Annotated in this window: 16 protein-coding genes; 15 read left to right on the top strand and 1 reads right to left on the bottom strand. The window is 68.6% G+C overall.

Annotated features, from left to right (window positions below; genetic code table 11):
* Positions 1-32: 32 nt before the first annotated feature.
* Entirely contained in the window at positions 33-524 is a 492-nt protein-coding gene (locus GOALK_RS02385) for a B-4DMT family transporter (protein WP_006866341.1), read from the bottom strand.
* Between the two features lie 109 nt (positions 525-633).
* On the opposite strand from GOALK_RS02385, the gene GOALK_RS02390 reads away from it, so the two are divergent.
* The 15 genes from GOALK_RS02390 (at position 634) to metK (ending at position 16216) form a co-directional block, all read left to right on the top strand.
* Entirely contained in the window at positions 634-1749 is a 1116-nt protein-coding gene (locus GOALK_RS02390) for a M24 family metallopeptidase (protein ID WP_006357193.1), read from the top strand.
* A gap of 21 nt (positions 1750-1770) precedes the next feature.
* Entirely contained in the window at positions 1771-2334 is a 564-nt protein-coding gene (gene efp, locus GOALK_RS02395; RefSeq protein ID WP_006357194.1) for an elongation factor P, read from the top strand.
* Positions 2335-2337: 3 nt separating this feature from the next.
* Positions 2338-2811 (top strand): transcription antitermination factor NusB, encoded by a 474-nt coding sequence (nusB, locus tag GOALK_RS02400; protein ID WP_006357195.1) that lies wholly within the window; start codon positions 2338-2340, stop codon positions 2809-2811.
* 162 nt (positions 2812-2973) lie between these two features.
* On the top strand, positions 2974-3558 hold the full coding sequence (pyrR, locus tag GOALK_RS02405; RefSeq protein ID WP_006357196.1) for a bifunctional pyr operon transcriptional regulator/uracil phosphoribosyltransferase PyrR: 585 nt from the start codon (positions 2974-2976) through the stop codon (positions 3556-3558).
* On the top strand, positions 3558-4508 hold the full coding sequence (locus GOALK_RS02410) for an aspartate carbamoyltransferase catalytic subunit (RefSeq protein WP_006357197.1): 951 nt from the start codon (positions 3558-3560) through the stop codon (positions 4506-4508). Before pyrR ends, GOALK_RS02410 begins: the two co-directional genes overlap by 1 nt.
* Positions 4509-4548: 40 nt before the next feature.
* On the top strand, positions 4549-5859 hold the full coding sequence (locus GOALK_RS02415; protein ID WP_006357198.1) for a dihydroorotase: 1311 nt from the start codon (positions 4549-4551) through the stop codon (positions 5857-5859).
* Positions 5856-6476 (top strand): PH-like domain-containing protein, encoded by a 621-nt coding sequence (locus GOALK_RS02420; protein ID WP_006357199.1) that lies wholly within the window; start codon positions 5856-5858, stop codon positions 6474-6476. Before GOALK_RS02415 ends, GOALK_RS02420 begins: the two co-directional genes overlap by 4 nt.
* Complete coding sequence (gene carA / locus GOALK_RS02425; protein WP_006357200.1) at positions 6473-7642, top strand: glutamine-hydrolyzing carbamoyl-phosphate synthase small subunit; 1170 nt, start codon at positions 6473-6475, stop codon at positions 7640-7642. The genes GOALK_RS02420 and carA overlap by 4 nt, the downstream gene beginning before the upstream one ends.
* Positions 7642-10977, top strand: a complete 3336-nt coding sequence (gene carB, locus GOALK_RS02430) for a carbamoyl-phosphate synthase large subunit (protein WP_006357201.1) — start codon at positions 7642-7644, stop codon at positions 10975-10977. Before carA ends, carB begins: the two co-directional genes overlap by 1 nt.
* 13 nt (positions 10978-10990) lie before the next feature.
* A complete protein-coding gene (pyrF, locus tag GOALK_RS02435) occupies positions 10991-11821 on the top strand; it encodes an orotidine-5'-phosphate decarboxylase (RefSeq protein ID WP_035751488.1) in 831 nt (276 codons plus the stop codon).
* Positions 11822-12305: 484 nt separating this feature from the next.
* The gene (mihF, locus tag GOALK_RS02440; protein WP_004021989.1) at positions 12306-12620 is read left to right on the top strand and encodes an integration host factor, actinobacterial type; all 315 of its coding nucleotides are present in this window, start codon (positions 12306-12308) and stop codon (positions 12618-12620) included.
* A gap of 40 nt (positions 12621-12660) precedes the next feature.
* Positions 12661-13290, top strand: coding sequence for a guanylate kinase (gene gmk / locus GOALK_RS02445; protein WP_006357203.1), 630 nt, complete (start codon positions 12661-12663; stop codon positions 13288-13290).
* A 41-nt stretch (positions 13291-13331) separates the two neighbouring features.
* Positions 13332-13631, top strand: coding sequence for a DNA-directed RNA polymerase subunit omega (gene rpoZ / locus GOALK_RS02450; RefSeq protein ID WP_006357204.1), 300 nt, complete (start codon positions 13332-13334; stop codon positions 13629-13631).
* A 13-nt stretch (positions 13632-13644) separates the two neighbouring features.
* A complete protein-coding gene (gene coaBC / locus GOALK_RS02455) occupies positions 13645-14904 on the top strand; it encodes a bifunctional phosphopantothenoylcysteine decarboxylase/phosphopantothenate--cysteine ligase CoaBC (RefSeq protein ID WP_006357205.1) in 1260 nt (419 codons plus the stop codon).
* A gap of 103 nt (positions 14905-15007) precedes the next feature.
* Entirely contained in the window at positions 15008-16216 is a 1209-nt protein-coding gene (gene metK, locus GOALK_RS02460; RefSeq protein WP_006357206.1) for a methionine adenosyltransferase, read from the top strand.
* Positions 16217-16250 lie beyond the last annotated feature (34 nt).

A 16250-nucleotide genomic window follows, 5' to 3' on the forward strand; every position in this document is an offset into this window, starting at 1 on the left:
CCGCTACTCGGCCAGAAACGAGCGAACCGGCTCTACTGCGCGGTCGCGTCGGCGTGACGGTCCTCGTGGACCGACCAGTCGTCCTCGGGGGCGCCCTTGTTCTGGTCGCGGCGGATCAGCCAGCGGCCGATGGCCGCACCGACGAACGCCGGGACGAACACCAGCAGCGCGGTGAACGAGGCGCCGGCGATCAGCTCGACGAACAGGCCGGCCTGGCCGATGCCGGCGAGGACCGTGTTGCCGAGGATCCAGGAGATCAGTCCGGCGATCACACCGGCCATGACACCCGCCTTCAGCCAGCGGACGGTGAGGTCCTCGTAGTCGTCCGGATCGGGGTTGGCGCGGGCATCACGGATGCCGTCGAAACCGCCCCAGACCAAGGCGATGAGGACGACCGCCGCGATGGTGACGGTGCGCCACACGGTGGAGTTCAGCGGGGCCTCGACCACCGCGACACCGAGCAGGATCCGGGCGAGGACGTGAACGGCGGTCATCGTCAGACCGCGTACCAACCACGAAGACATGCGCGTCATACTACGCATCTGTGCCGTGATCGCCGACACACCCGGTCGATCCGGCCGGTCCAGCGTGCCGGGTTCGCACTGTGCGTCGTCCCGCCGTAGCGTTGCCCGGGTGCCGATCATCCACGACACAGCAGCCCGGCGAGACCGGCTGCGGAGCCAGTTACGTGAGCGTCCCGACGCCGAGCAGGTGTCGGCGTTCGTGGTCTCCGACCTCGTCAACGTCCGCTATCTGACCGGCTTCACGGGGTCCAACGCGGCGGTTCTCATCGACGTGTCCGATCCCGCGGGGGACCGGATCGCCACCGACGGCCGCTACCTCACCCAGGTCGCCGCGCAGGTGCCGGACGTCGAGTCCGTCATCGAACGGGCCTGCGTGCCGGCGCTGGTCGTCCACGCGCGAACCGCGGGTGCGTCGCGGATCGGCTTCGAGGCCGACGCCGAGACCGTCGCAGGCCACCGTGCCCTGACCGCATCGACCGAGGACTCCGGTGTCGAACTGGTCGGCCTCACCGGCGTCGTGCAGGCGCTGCGTTCGGTCAAGGACGCGGGGGAGATCGCGCTGCTGCGTGCCGCCTGCGCGATCGGAGACGCCGCACTCGCCCAGATCATCGCCGACGGCGTCCTGCGTGCCGGCACCACCGAACGTCAGGCCGCCCGTGCGCTGGAGTTCGAGATGTACCGCCTCGGCGCCGACGGCATCGCGTTCGAGACCATCGTGGCCGCCGGTGCGCATTCGGCGATCCCGCATCACCGGCCCACGCACACCGCACTGGCCGACGGCGATCTCGTGAAGATCGACTTCGGTGCAGTCGTCGGCGGGTACCACTCCGACATGACCCGCACCTTCGTGTTGCGTCGCGCTGCGGACTGGCAACGCGACATCTACGACCTCGTCGCCGCCGCGCAGGCCGCCGGACGGGCGGCTCTGCGCCCGGGTGCGGATCTACGGCAGGTGGACGCCGCCGCGCGCGACGTCATCGACGAGGCGGGGCACGGCGACCACTACGTGCACGGCCTCGGCCACGGCGTGGGCCTCGAGATCCACGAAGCGCCGGGAATCGGCAAACTCGCTGCGGGTACACTGCCATGCGGTGCTGCGGTCACCGTGGAGCCCGGTGTGTACCTACCCGGATGGGGTGGGGTCAGGATCGAGGACACCCTGGTCGTCACACAAGGCGACCCGGAACTGTTGACCACCACCGACAAGACATTCACCGTCATCTGACTGCAAGGGAAGAAACACCACATGGCGACCACCGCCGATTTCAAGAACGGCCTCGTGCTGCGCATGGACGACCAGCTCTGGCAGATCCAGGAGTTCCAGCACGTCAAGCCGGGCAAGGGCCCCGCGTTCGTGCGCACCAAGATCAAGAACGTGCTGAGCGGCAAGACCGTCGACAAGACCTTCAACGCCGGCGTCAAGGTCGAGACCGCCACCGTCGACCGTCGGGACATGACCTTCCTGTACAACGACGGCACCGACTACGTCTTCATGGACGCACAGGACTACGAGCAGTTCTCGCTGCCGCCGGCCGTCGTCGGCGACGGCGCACGCTTCCTGCTCGAGAACATGACCGTCCAGGTCTCGCTCAACGAGGGCAACCCGCTGTTCGTCGAACTCCCGGTCACCGTCGAGCTCGTCGTCGCCCAGACCGACCCGGGTCTGCAGGGTGACCGCTCCACCGGCGGCACCAAGCCCGCCACGCTGGAGACCGGTGCCGAGATCCAGGTGCCCCTGTTCATCAACACCGGTGACAAGCTCAAGGTCGACTCGCGTGACGGCAGCTACCTCGGCCGCGTCAACTCCTGACCTGTGAAACAACCCGGAACCCGACACAAGGCGCGGCGGCGCGCGGTCGACCTTCTCTTCGAGGCCGAGGCCAAGAAGGTCAGCCCCGCGCAGCTCGTCGCCGAACGCCGTGAGTACGTCCGCAGCGACGAGAGCGTCGGCTCGATCCACGACTACACCGCCACGGTGATCAACGGTCTCGCCGACGATCAGGACCAGATCGACGCGGTCATCTCCTCCCATCTGCGGGAGTGGACGCTGGAGCGTCTGCCCGCCGTCGACCGCGCCATCATGCGCCTGGCGACCTGGGAGCTGTTCAACTCGCTCGACGTCGACACCATCGTGGTGGTCGACGAGGCGGTGGAGCTCGCCAAGGAGCTGTCCACCGATGATTCGCCGGCCTTCGTCAACGGTGTGCTCGCCAAGATCGCCGAGCTCGCGCCGCAGGTCCGTGCCGCCGCGTCGGCCGAGCCGCGGCCGTCGGGTGACGCCGAGTAGTACCGAAGATCTCATGTCATCGGTCCCGGTCGTGTTCGCGACCGGGACCGCTTGCTGTGGCGCAGGTCGCGGGAATTCGTCTGTCTCGCCAGGCGGTGTAAAGTGTCGCGAGACAGACATCCTTTAACGATCCGTCCTGCGAGGCGGAGAAGGAGGTCGGCTTTGGCCAGCCCCGCCCCCAGGGTGCTGCTCGATGCCGCTGACGTGTCGCGCACGATTGCTCGTGTCGCACACCAGGTTATCGAGAAGACAGCACTGGACTCGCCCGACGCCCCGCGCGTCGTTCTCATTGGAATTCCCACTCGCGGAACGTCTCTCGCAACCCGCCTGGGTTCCAAGATCGGCGAGTTCGCCAATGTCGAGGTGCCGGTCGGCTACCTCGACATCACTCTCTACCGCGACGATCTGCGCGGTAAGCCCCATCGCCCACTCGAACGGACAATGGTCCCGGCCGGTGGCGTCGACGGCGCGATCGTGATCCTCGTCGACGACGTGCTCTACTCCGGACGCACGGTCCGCGCCGCGCTCGACGCGCTGCGTGATCTCGGTCGCCCCGCCGCGGTTCAGCTCGCGGTGCTGGTGGATCGCGGCCACCGCGAATTGCCGCTGCGCGCCGACTATGTCGGCAAGAACATCCCCACCGCTCGAGACGAGCAGGTGTCGGTTCACCTCACCGAACACGACGGGATCGACCAGGTCGTCCTGAGTTCCGGCGCCGATGTCGTTGCCGCCGAGGGTGATTCGTGATGCGGCATCTGCTCTCCACGCAGGATCTCAGCCGCGACGAGGCCACCGCGCTCCTCGATGACGCCGAGCGCTTCGAGCAGGCACTGACGGGCCGCGAGGTCCGCAAGCTCCCGACGCTGCGCGGCCGGACCGTCATGACGGTGTTCTACGAGAACTCGACCCGCACCCGCGTCTCCTTCGAGGTCGCCGGCAAGTGGATGAGCGCCGACGTCATCAACGTCAGCGCGTCGAGTTCCTCGGTGGGCAAAGGCGAATCGCTGCGGGACACGGTCAAGACCCTGCACGCCGCCGGCGCCGACGCGCTGATCGTCCGCCACCCCGCCTCGGGTGCGCCCGCCCAGATCGCCGACTGGACCACCGATTCCGACGGTGAGGGCCCGGCGATCATCAATGCCGGTGATGGCACGCACGAACATCCGACGCAGGCCCTGCTCGACGCGCTCACCCTGCGCCAGCGGCTCGGGTCGCTGGACGGGCGTCGCATCGCGATCGTCGGCGACGTCGTGCACTCGCGCGTCGCGCGGTCCAACGCGCACCTGCTGTCGACCCTCGGTGCCGAGGTCGTCCTCGTCGCCCCGCCGACCCTGCTCCCGGCGGGAGTGGGCGAGTGGCCGGTCACCGTCTCGGGCAACCTCGACGCCGAACTGCCCGCCGTCGACGCGGTGATGATGCTGCGCGTGCAGGCCGAGCGGATGAACGGCGGGTTCTTCCCGAGCCCCCGCGAGTACGCGGTTCGCTTCGGTCTCAACGACCGCCGCCTGGCGATGCTCTCCGACGACGCGGTGGTCCTGCACCCCGGCCCGATGCTGCGCGGCATGGAGATCGGCTGGTCGGTCGCCGACTCGCCGAAGGCCACCGTCCTCGACCAGGTCCGCAACGGCGTGCACGTCCGCATGGCGGTGCTCTTCCGCCTCCTCGTCGGCTCCGATTCGGCGGGAGCCCAGCTGTGACACCGAGTACGCCCACCCCCAGCACGTCAGGAGTTCGCAAGTGACCGCCCCGGCAACCGGAACCGTCCTGCTCGGTGATGTTCGCCCCTACGGCGAAGGTGAGCCGGTCGACGTTCTCGTCGTCGACGGCGTGATCACCGAGATCGGCCCCGAACTGTCCGCACCCGCGGGCGCCGAGCGAATCGAGGGCAAGGGCGGGGTGCTGCTGCCCGGTTTCGTCGACCTCCACACGCATCTGCGCGAACCCGGCCGCGAGGACACCGAGACCATCCGGTCCGGCTCCGAGGCCGCCGCCCTGGGCGGGTACACCGCGGTCTTCGCGATGGCCAACACCAGCCCGGTCGCCGACAACTCGACCGTCACCGACAACGTATGGCGCTCCGGCCGCGAGGTCGGCCTCGTCGACGTCTACCCGGTGGGTGCGGTCACCGTCGGACTCGAGGGCCGCCAGCTCGCCGAGATGGGCATGATGAACGCCGGCGCCGCGGGCGTCCGGATGTTCAGCGACGACGGCAAATGCGTCGACGACCCGCTGCTCATGCGCCGCGCCCTGGAGTACGCGACCGGTCTGGGCGTGCTCATCGCGCAGCACGCCGAGGAGCCGCGCCTGACCGTCGGTGCCGTCGCCAACGAGGGCCCCACCGCATCCCGCCTGGGCCTCGCCGGCTGGCCACGCGCCGCCGAGGAGTCGATCGTCATCCGCGACGCGCTGCTCGCCCGCGACGCCGGCGCCCGCATCCACATCTGCCACGCCTCGACCGAGGGCACCGTCGAGCTGCTGCGCTGGGCCAAGGACCAGGGGATCGCGATCACCGCCGAGGTGACCCCGCATCACCTGCTCCTCGACGACTCGAGACTCGAAACCTACGACCCGGTCAACAAGGTCAATCCGCCGCTGCGCGAGGTTCGCGACACCGAAGCCCTGCGTCGGGCGTTGGCCGATGGGATCGTCGACTGTGTGGCCACCGACCATGCGCCGCACGCCGCGCAGGAGAAGTGCTGCGAGTTCGCCCAGGCCAAGCCGGGCATGCTCGGGCTGCAGACCGCCCTGCCGATCGTCGTCGAGACCCTGGTCAAGCCGGGACTCCTCGACTGGCGCGGCGTCGCACGGGTGATGAGCGAACGGCCCGCGCAGATCGTCGAGTTGGCCGATCAGGGCCGCCCGATCGAGGTCGGTGAGCCGGCCAACCTCACCGTCGTCGACCCGGACTCCTCGTGGGTGGTCCGCGGCGACGAACTGGCCAGCCTGTCGCGCAACACCCCGTTCGAGGAGATGACGATGCCGGCGAGCATCACCGCCACCGTCCTGCGCGGCGTGGTCACCACCCGCGAGGGCCGGGTGACCCGATGAACCTCCGGGCCCGACGCGGCCTCATCCCCGGCATCCTCGTGCTCGTCGTGGTCGCCTCGGTGATCGGCACCGTGCTCGGCTACGGCAGGTTCGTGTTCAACGCGTGGTTCATCGGCGTGTGCGTGCTCATCGTGCTCGGCCTGCTGTCGATGTTCTACCTGCTGATCACCGGCAACAAGAAGAAGCAGGCGGCGCAGGCCGAGCTGATCGGCGAACTTCCGCCCACCCCGGCCGATCTCGGGGCGGAGCAGCGCGGCCCCGACACCGGCCTCTACCTCGGTTCCACGATGGCACCGAGTTGGCAGAACCGCGTCGCCGTCGGGGACATCTCCGATCGCGCGTCGGCGACGATCGCCGAGTTCGCCGCGGGCATCCTGATCACCCGTCAGGGTGCAAGCGACATCTGGATTCCGCGTGAGGCGATCACGGCGGTCCGCACCGAGCGCGGCATCGCGGGCAAGGTCATGAGCGCCGACGGTGTCCTGGTGATCCGGTGGGTCCTGCCCAGCGGCACCGAGATCGACTCGGGAATCCGCGCAGACGACAAATCGATCTATCCCGGTTGGGTGAATGCCTTTGCCGGGCAGCATGACAGTGGACAGGGGACACAGGAATGAACACAGCGGTCTTGGTGCTGGAGAACGGCCAGGTGTTCACCGGCCGGAGCTTCGGCGCAGTGGGCGAGACCCTCGGTGAAGCGGTGTTCTGCACCGCGATGACCGGCTACCAGGAGACCCTGACCGACCCGAGTTACCACCGGCAGATCGTCGTGGCCACCGCGCCGCAGATCGGCAACACCGGCTGGAACACCGAGGACGGCGAGAGCACCGGCAGCGCGGGCAGCACCGGGGTCGACGGCGACTCCGGCAAGATCTGGGTGGCCGGATACGCGGTGCGCAATCCCACGCGTCGCGTCTCGAACTGGCGCGCCACCACCTCCCTCGAGGACGAACTCGTCAAACAGGGGATCGTCGGCATCGGCGGGATCGACACCCGCACCGTGGTCCGCATCCTCCGCGACCACGGCTCGATGAAGGCCGGCATCTTCTCCGGACCGGCACTGGCCGACACCGACGAACTCGTCGGCCGGGTGCGCAACCAGCCGGACATGAAGGGCGCCAAGCTCGCCGACGAGGTCACCACCACCGACGGCTACATCGTCGAGCCGGTCGGCCAGCACCGGTTCACCGTCGCGGCCATCGACCTCGGGATCAAGACCAACACCCCGCGCATGTTCGCCGAGCGCGGCGTCCGCACCCATGTGCTGCCGGCGAACGTCGCCCTCGACGCGATCGCCGACCTCAAGCCAGACGGTGTCTTCCTGTCGAACGGGCCCGGTGACCCGGCGACCGCCGACGACGTCGTCGAGCTCACCCGCGGCGTTCTCGGCCGGGATCTGCCGCTGTTCGGCATCTGCTTCGGCAACCAGATCCTGGGCCGGGCCCTCGGCCGGTCCACCTACAAGATGAAGTTCGGGCACCGGGGCATCAACATCCCGGTTGTCGACCACGCCACCGGCAAGGTCTCGATCACCTCGCAGAACCACGGCTTCGCACTCGAGGGTGAGGCGGGGGAGGAGTTCGACTCCGACTTCGGCCGCGCGCGGGTCAGCCACGTCTGCGCCAACGACGGCACCGTGGAGGGTCTCGAGCTGCTCTCCGGCCGCGCCTTCTCCGTGCAGTACCACCCGGAGGCGGCCGCCGGGCCCCACGACGCCGCGAATCTGTTCGACAAATTCGTCACCCTGCTCGAGGGTGACCGTGCGCAAGGAGCGAGTGCCTGATGCCGCGCCGCGAAGACATCAACCACGTCCTGGTCATCGGCTCCGGCCCGATCGTCATCGGCCAGGCCTGTGAATTCGACTACTCGGGCACCCAGGCCTGTCGCGTGCTCAAGGCCGAGGGCCTGCGCGTCAGCCTGGTGAACTCCAACCCGGCGACGATCATGACCGACCCGGAGTTCGCCGACGCCACCTACATCGAGCCCATCACCGCCGAGTTCGTCGAGAAGGTGATCGAGGCCGAGCGCGACGCCGGTCATCCCATCGACGCGGTGCTCGCCACCCTCGGCGGGCAGACCGCGCTGAACACCGCGGTCGCACTGCACGATCGCGGCTCGCTGGAGAAGTACGGCATCGAGCTGATCGGCGCCGACTTCGACGCCATCCAGCGCGGCGAGGACCGCCAGATGTTCAAGGACATCGTGGAGAAGGTCGGCGGCGAGAGCGCCCGCTCCCGCGTCTGCCACACCATGGACGAGGTCCGCGAGACCGTCGCCGAGCTCGGCTTCCCGGTCGTCGTGCGCCCGTCGTTCACCATGGGCGGCCTCGGTTCGGGCATGGCCTACAACGACGAGGACCTCGACCGCATCGCCGGTGGCGGACTCGCCGCCTCGCCGACCGCCAACGTCCTCATCGAGGAGTCGATCCTCGGCTGGAAGGAATACGAACTCGAGCTGATGCGCGACAACCGCGACAACGTCGTGGTCGTCTGCTCCATCGAGAACCTCGACCCGGTCGGCGTGCACACCGGCGACTCGGTGACCGTCGCCCCGGCGATGACCCTCACCGACCGCGAGTACCAGATCATGCGCGACCTCTCGATCGACATCCTGCGCGAGGTCGGCGTCGACACCGGCGGCTGCAACATCCAGTTCGCCCAGGACCCGCGCGACGGCCGCCTCGTCGTGATCGAGATGAACCCGCGTGTGTCGCGGTCGTCGGCCCTGGCGTCGAAGGCGACCGGCTTCCCGATCGCCAAGATCGCCGCGAAGCTGGCCATCGGCTACAGCCTCGACGAGATCGTCAACGACATCACCAAGGAGACCCCGGCCTGTTTCGAGCCCACGCTCGACTACGTCGTGGTCAAGGCGCCGCGGTTCGCGTTCGAGAAGTTCCCGGGCGCCGACGACACGCTGACCACCACGATGAAGTCGGTGGGCGAGGCCATGAGTCTCGGCCGCAGTTTCGCCGAGGCGCTCGGCAAGGTCATGCGTTCGCTGGAGACCAAGGCCGGTGGCTTCTGGGTGGAGGCCGACCGGCCCGACCCCAAGACCGTCGATCTGCCCGCGCTGCTCGAGGAGATCAGGACGCCGAAGGACGGGCGTCTGTACAAGCTGATGCTGGCCTTCGACGCCGGCGCCACGATCGAGGAGCTCTACGAGGCCACCGCGATCGACCCGTGGTTCCTGGCCGAGATCGGCGGCATCGCCGCGCTCGGAGCGGAGATCCGCGACGCCGACACCCTCGACGAGGCGCTGCTGCGCGAGGCGAAGTCGAACGGCTTCTCCGACCGTCAGATCGCTGCCCTCCGTCCGGAGTTCGAGGACGAGGCCGCCGTGCGCGCGCATCGTCTGTCGCTCGGTGTGCGCCCGGTCTTCAAGACCGTCGACACCTGTGCGGCCGAGTTCGAGGCGAAGACGCCGTACCACTACTCGACCTATGAGCTCGATCCCGCGGCGACCAGCGAGATCGCACCGCAGCCGGATCGGCCGAAGGTGCTCATCCTCGGTTCGGGCCCCAACCGCATCGGTCAGGGCATCGAGTTCGACTACTCGTGTGTCCACGCCGCGCTCACCCTGAGCGAGGCCGGGTACGAGACCGTGATGGTCAACTGCAACCCGGAGACCGTCTCGACCGACTACGACACCGCGGATCGTCTGTACTTCGAGCCGCTGACCTTCGAGGACGTGCTCGAGGTCTACTACGCCGAATCCCAGTCGGGCACCGTGGCCGGCGTCATCGTGCAGCTCGGCGGCCAGACCCCGCTGGGTCTCGCACGCCGCCTCGAGGAGGCGGGTGTCCCGATCGTCGGCACCAGCCCGGCCGCCATCGACCTCGCCGAGGATCGTGGCGAGTTCGGCAAGGTGCTCACCGGGGCCGGCCTGCCGGCCCCGGCATTCGGTACCGCGACCAGCTTCGCCGAAGCCCGCGACACCGCCGCCCGCATCGGCTACCCGGTGCTGGTGCGTCCGTCGTACGTCCTGGGCGGCCGCGGCATGGAGATCGTGTACGACGAGAAGTCCCTGGAGGACTACATCTCTCGTGCCACCGAACTGACCCCCGACCACCCGGTGCTGGTCGACCGCTTCCTCGAGGACGCGGTGGAGATCGACGTCGACGCCCTGTGTGACGGCGACGAGGTCTACATCGGCGGCGTGATGGAGCACATCGAGGAGGCCGGTATCCACTCCGGCGACTCCGCGTGTGCGCTGCCGCCGGTCACCCTCGGCCGCGCCGACCTGGAGATGGTCCGCACCTCCACCGAGGCGCTCGCCAAGGGCATCGGCGTGAAGGGTCTGCTCAATGTGCAGTACGCGCTCAAGGACGACGTCCTCTATGTGCTGGAGGCGAATCCGCGCGCGAGCCGGACGGTCCCGTTCGTCTCCAAGGCGACCGCGGTGCCGCTGGCCAAGGCCTGTGCCCGCGTGATGCTCGGCTCGTCGATCGCCGAACTGCGCGAGCAGGGCATCCTGCCGAAGACCGGAGACGGCGGCGAGGCTCCCGCGACCGCGCCGATCTCGGTGAAGGAAGCGGTCCTGCCGTTCAACCGGTTCCGTCGCCACGACGGCAGCGGTGTCGACAACCTGCTCAGCCCCGAGATGAAGTCGACCGGTGAGGTCATGGGCATCGACGCCGACTTCGGTCGCGCGTTCGCGAAGTCGCAGACCGCCGCGTACGGTTCGCTGCCGACCAGCGGCAAGATCTTCGTCTCGGTTGCCAACAAGGACAAGCGCGCGCTGATCTTCCCGGTCAAGCATCTCGCCGACCTCGGCTTCGAGATCCTGGCGACCGAGGGCACCGCGGATGTGCTGCGCCGCAACGGCATCAAGTGTGAGACCGTGCTCAAGCACTTCGAGGCCGCCGAGGGACAGCGCACGGTTGTGGACATCATCCGCGCCGGTGAGGTCACCATGGTGATCAACACCCCGTACGGCAACTCCGGCCCGCGCGTCGACGGGTACGAGATCCGCAGTGCGGCAGTCTCGGTCAACATCCCGTGCATCACCACGGTGCAGGGTGCCAGCGCCGCGGTCCAGGGCATCGAGGCCGCGATCAACGGCGACGTCGCGGTGCGCTCGATCCAGCGACGCCACGCGGACATGGCCGGCCGGTCATGACGGTGGTGTCGGCATGATGGGGGCGTCCGGTTTCGGCGCCCGCTACCGGCAGGTGACGGCCGAACGCGGACGCCTGTGCGCGGGCATCGACCCGCACGCGGCGCTGCTGACCGACTGGGGTCTGGACGTGTCCGTCGACGGGTTGTCGCGCTTCGCCGACATCTGCGTCGAGGCGCTGGCCCCGTCGGCGGCGGTGATCAAGCCGCAGGTGGCCTTCTTCGAGCCGTTCGGCGCCGCGGGTTTCGCGGTGCTCGAACGGGTCGTCGCGGGTTGCCGCGAGGCGGGTGCCCTGGTGATCGCCGACGCCAAGCGCGGTGACATCGGCTCGACCATGTCTGCCTACGCGCAGGCCTGGTTGGCCGACGCCTCGCCGCTCTGCGCCGACTCGGTGACCGCCTCGCCCTACCTCGGGTACGAATCACTGCGTCCAGCACTGGATCTGGCTCGTGCGGGGCAGCGCGGCGTGTTCGTCCTGGCACGAACCTCGAACCCGGAGGGCGGCGACGTGCAGAAGGCGATGGCAGGGGAGCGGACGGTAGCCCAGTCCATCGTCGACGCCGCTGCGGCCGAGAACGCCGACGGCACGGCCACCGTGGGTCTCGTCGTGGGCGCGACCCGCGAACACGGACTCGACCTCGCCGGCCTGAACGGCCCCATCCTGGCACCCGGCCTGGGTGCTCAGGGCGCCACCGCCGAGGACCTGAAGGTGGTCTTCGACGATGCCGACCCGGCCTGGGTGTTGCCGGCGAGCTCGCGTGGCGTGCTGCGGGCGGGTCCCGACGTCGCCGCTCTACGGGACGCGTTCATGCAGGCGCGCGACGAGGTCGAGGCCGCGCTGGGCTGAGACGACGCAGGCCCGGCGCTACGCCGGGGAAGCGCGCGACACGCTCGAAACGCGATCGAATTCCGGACGAATCTGGTCACATCACTCCAGTCACATCCGTCTCAGCAAGTGAATCACGCGATCGCGTGTCTTTCGCATTGCTACCGACCTGCGCGGATGGCGTCATCGCCGTGACCTGCAGGTTCCTGGTAAAACCCGTAGTCAGAGCGCTGCAACACTGAGTGAAGGGTTGAAGGGCCGGAGCGGACTGCTGCAGTGCACTACAACATGAGAAAACACCGCGAAAACGGGGGGTCGCGCTCGCAAATGCCTGCTCACGTCGGTACGGTCGCATTCGCCGCCAACAATCGGTGGTGCCGGACGGGTACCCCACCCGACCGCATCGTTGCGAAGACGACGCAGCGCCGCCAGTGTGGCAACAGCCGTCGGACGCCTCAGGGCGGACGATGACAGTCCCAATCAAGAACGAAAGACGGAGGAACCCGTGGCCCTTCCCCAGTTGACTGACGAGCAGCGCGCCGCTGCGTTGGAGAAGGCAGCTGCCGCTCGTCGCGTCCGCGCGGAGCTCAAGGAGCGCCTGAAGCGCGGTGGCACCGATCTCCAGCAGGTGCTCAAGGATGCCGAGAACGACGAGATCCTGGGCAAGATGAAGGTCTCGGCACTGCTCGAGGCCCTTCCCAAGGTCGGCAAGGTCAAGGCTCAGGAGATCATGACCGAGCTGGAGATCGCCCCGACCCGCCGCCTGCGCGGTCTCGGCGACCGTCAGCGCAAGGCTCTGCTCGAGAAGTTCAGCTCCTGAGCGTGAGCATCGCAACCGAACACGGCAGCGTGATGAGCTCGTGGGACCGGCGGTGACCAACCGGCCGGATACCGCGGGAGCCGCACGCACGAGGGGTCGACTGATTGTCTTGGTCGGCCCCTCGGCCGTCGGCAAGTCCACCGTGGTCGCCAAGGTGCGCGCCGCGTTGCCCGACCTGTACTTCAGCGTCTCGGCGACCACCCGCGCACCGCGCCCCGGTGAGGTCGACGGCCGCGACTACTACTTCGTGTCCGCCGAGGACTTCGACAAGATGATCGCCGGTGACGAGCTCCTGGAGTGGGCTGAGATCCACGGTGGCCTGCAGCGATCGGGTACACCGCTCGCGCCCGTCCTCGCGGCTCTGGAGGCCGGCAAGCCCGTTCTGGTGGAGGTCGACCTCGTCGGTGCGCGCAACGTCGTCACCCGACTGCCCGAGGCGACCACCGTCTTCCTCGCGCCGCCGAGCTGGGACGAACTGGTCGCCCGGCTGACCGGCCGCGGCACCGAGAGTCCCGAGGCGATCGAGCGCCGGCTGGCCACCGCGAAGGTCGAGATGGCCGCCAAAGACGAGTTCGACCACGTCATCGTGAACAGCGAAGTCGACCGAGCGGCCTCCGACTTGGTATCCTTGCTGGTCGGACCTGAGCAGGCCACCGCGCCCGCGACCTGACCAGCCTCTCTGACATCCCAGACCTCGACGCAGGAGTTTGTGTGACCACCCCGACCAATTTCGACATCACCGAGATCGCCGACGCACCGGCATACGACACGCCGCTGGGTATCACCAATCCGCCGATCGACGATCTCCTCGAGCGCGCCTCGTCGAAGTACGCCCTCGTCATCTACGCGGCCAAGCGTGCCCGCCAGATCAACGACTACTACAACCAGCTCGGCGACGGCATCCTCGAGTACGTCGGTCCGCTGGTCGAGCCGGGCCTCCAGGAGAAGCCGCTGTCGATCGCGATGCGCGAGATCCACTCCGACCTGCTCGAGCACACCGAGGGCGAATAGTCTCGACGTCGGGATGACCACACCGACCAAGCCGCGACGCCGAATCCTCATCGGCGTCGGTGGAGGTATCGCCGCATACAAGGTGTGCTCGGTGATCCGCCACTTCACCGAGTCCGGGCACGAGGTCCGCGTCGTGCCGACCCCCGCCGCACTCAAGTTCGTCGGCAAGGCGACCTTCGAGGCACTCAGCGGTAACCCGGTCAGCACCACCGTCTTCGACGACGTCGACGAGGTCGCGCACGTGCGTCTGGGCCAGGGCGCCGACCTCGTGATCATCGCCCCGGCGACCGCGGACCTCATGGCCCGCGCCGCCCAGGGCCGCGCCGACGATCTGCTCACCGCATCGCTGCTCACCGTGCGGTGCCCGGTGCTGTTCGTGCCGGCCATGCACACCGAGATGTGGGAGCACCCGGCCACTCAGGCCAACATCGCGACGCTGCGCGAGCAGGGCTCGACGGTCATGACCCCGGCGTCGGGTCGGCTCACCGGCACCGACTCCGGCCGCGGCCGTCTACCGGACCCGCAGGAGATCGCGCTCACCGGCGAGCTTCTCCTCGATCGCGCCGACGCCCTGCCCTACGATCTCGCCGGTGTCCGCGTGCTCATCAGCGCCGGCGGCACCCGCGAACCTCTCGATCCCGTGCGTTACCTGGGCAATCACAGCTCCGGCAAGCAGGGATTCGCGCTGGCCCGTGCGGCCGCGCAGCGCGGTGCGAGCGTCACCGTCGTCGCCGGTTCGACCGCTGATCCGGGCGATCCCGCCGGCGTGCAGATCGTGCGGATCTCGACGGCTCAGGAACTCTCCGAGGAGATGACCAAGCGCGCGGCCGACGCCGACGTCGTCATCATGGCCGCCGCCGTCGCCGACTTCCGGCCGATCGCGGTGGCCGACGCGAAGATCAAGAAGGGCGATCAGGGTCCGGCCCCGATCGAGCTCACCACCAACCCCGACATCCTCCGCGGCCTGGTCGAGGCGCGGGACGACGGTCGGATTCCGTCCGAGACCGTCATCGTCGGCTTCGCGGCCGAGACCGGGGACGAGACCGGCGGGGTCCTCGACCACGGTCGCGCCAAGCTCGCCCGCAAGGGTTGCGACCTGCTCGTGGTGAACGCCGTCGGTGACGGCAAGGCGTTCGGCACCGAGGACAACACCGGGTGGCTGCTTTCCGCCAAAGGTGACGAGACCGCTCTGCCCTTCGGATCGAAAACACTCATGTCGAGTCGGATACTTGACGAAGTGCGACAACTGGTGCCTGATGGTCGGGGGGCCTGAGCGGCACCGTAGTTTTGAAAGTGACTCCACCGGCCACACCGACCGGCCGACACCTGCCAAACGGCGCCGGACACATCCGCGCGCGAGATCTCGAGAGGATCTGATGACCACCTCGTCACGCCTGTTCACGAGCGAATCCGTCACCGAGGGACATCCCGACAAGATCTGTGACGCGATCAGCGACTCGATCCTCGACGCCATCCTCACCGACGACCCGAACGCGCGGGTCGCGGTCGAGACGCTGGTGACCACCGGCCAGGTCCACGTCGCGGGTGAGGTCACCACCACCGCCTACGCCGACATCCCCAAGATCGTCCGGGACAAGGTCCTCGAGATCGGTTACGACTCCTCGACCAAGGGCTTCGACGGCGCGTCGTGCGGCGTCAACGTCGCCATCGGTGCGCAGTCCCCGGACATCGCCGGTGGCGTCTTCGACTCGCACGAGAGCCGCAGTGGCATCTCCGAGGACGAGATCGACAAGCAGGGTGCGGGCGACCAGGGCCTGATGTTCGGTTACGCCACCAACGAGACCCCGGAGCTCATGCCGGTGCCGATCGCCCTCGCGCACCGGCTGTCGCGACGACTCACCGAGGTCCGCAAGAACGGCACGCTGCCGTACCTGCGCCCCGACGGCAAGACGCAGGTCACCATCGAATACGACGGCGACACCCCGGTCCGGCTCGACACCGTGGTGCTCTCGACCCAGCACGCCGCCGACATCGACCTCGACAACCTCCTCGCCCCCGACATCAAGAAGCACGTCGTCGACGCGGTGCTCGCCGAGATCGGCCTGCCGTCCCTCGACACCTCCGATTACCGTCTGCTGGTCAACCCGACGGGCAAGTTCGTCCTCGGCGGCCCGATGGGCGATGCCGGACTGACCGGCCGCAAGATCATCGTCGACACCTACGGCGGCATGGCCCGCCACGGCGGCGGCGCCTTCTCCGGCAAGGACCCGTCGAAGGTCGACCGCAGCGCCGCGTATGCGATGCGCTGGGTCGCCAAGAATGCGGTGGCGGCAGGCCTGGCCGACCGCATCGAGGTCCAGGTGGCCTACGCGATCGGCAAGGCCGCACCGGTCGGCCTGTTCGTCGAGACCTTCGGCACCGAGCACGTCGACCCGGCGGTCATCGAGCGCGTCATCAAGGAGAACTTCGACCTGCGTCCGCTCGCGATCATCCGCGACCTGGACCTGCTGCGTCCGATCTACGGTCCGACCGCCGCGTACGGCCACTTCGGCCGCACCGACGTCGATCTCCCGTGGGAGCGGACCGACCGCGCGGACAAGCTGCGCGCGGCCGCCGGTCTCTGACCGGCGAAGGGCGCAGTCCCTGCCCCCGAAAGGC

Origin of the sequence: Gordonia alkanivorans NBRC 16433, assembly GCF_000225505.1 — a bacterium.
Classification (GTDB): Bacteria; Actinomycetota; Actinomycetes; order Mycobacteriales; family Mycobacteriaceae; genus Gordonia; species Gordonia alkanivorans.

Coding starts and splice junctions, on each gene's coding strand:
- coaBC (WP_006357205.1), top strand. CDS start 13,645: ATGACCACACCGACCAAGCCGCGACGCCGAATCCTCATCGGCGTCGGT.
- pyrF (WP_035751488.1), top strand. CDS start 10,991: ATGATGGGGGCGTCCGGTTTCGGCGCCCGCTACCGGCAGGTGACGGCC.
- carA (WP_006357200.1), top strand. CDS start 6,473: ATGAACACAGCGGTCTTGGTGCTGGAGAACGGCCAGGTGTTCACCGGC.
- GOALK_RS02420 (WP_006357199.1), top strand. CDS start 5,856: ATGAACCTCCGGGCCCGACGCGGCCTCATCCCCGGCATCCTCGTGCTC.
- carB (WP_006357201.1), top strand. CDS start 7,642: ATGCCGCGCCGCGAAGACATCAACCACGTCCTGGTCATCGGCTCCGGC.
- metK (WP_006357206.1), top strand. CDS start 15,008: ATGACCACCTCGTCACGCCTGTTCACGAGCGAATCCGTCACCGAGGGA.
- efp (WP_006357194.1), top strand. CDS start 1,771: ATGGCGACCACCGCCGATTTCAAGAACGGCCTCGTGCTGCGCATGGAC.
- GOALK_RS02385 (WP_006866341.1), bottom strand. CDS start 524: ATGTCTTCGTGGTTGGTACGCGGTCTGACGATGACCGCCGTTCACGTC.
- GOALK_RS02410 (WP_006357197.1), top strand. CDS start 3,558: ATGCGGCATCTGCTCTCCACGCAGGATCTCAGCCGCGACGAGGCCACC.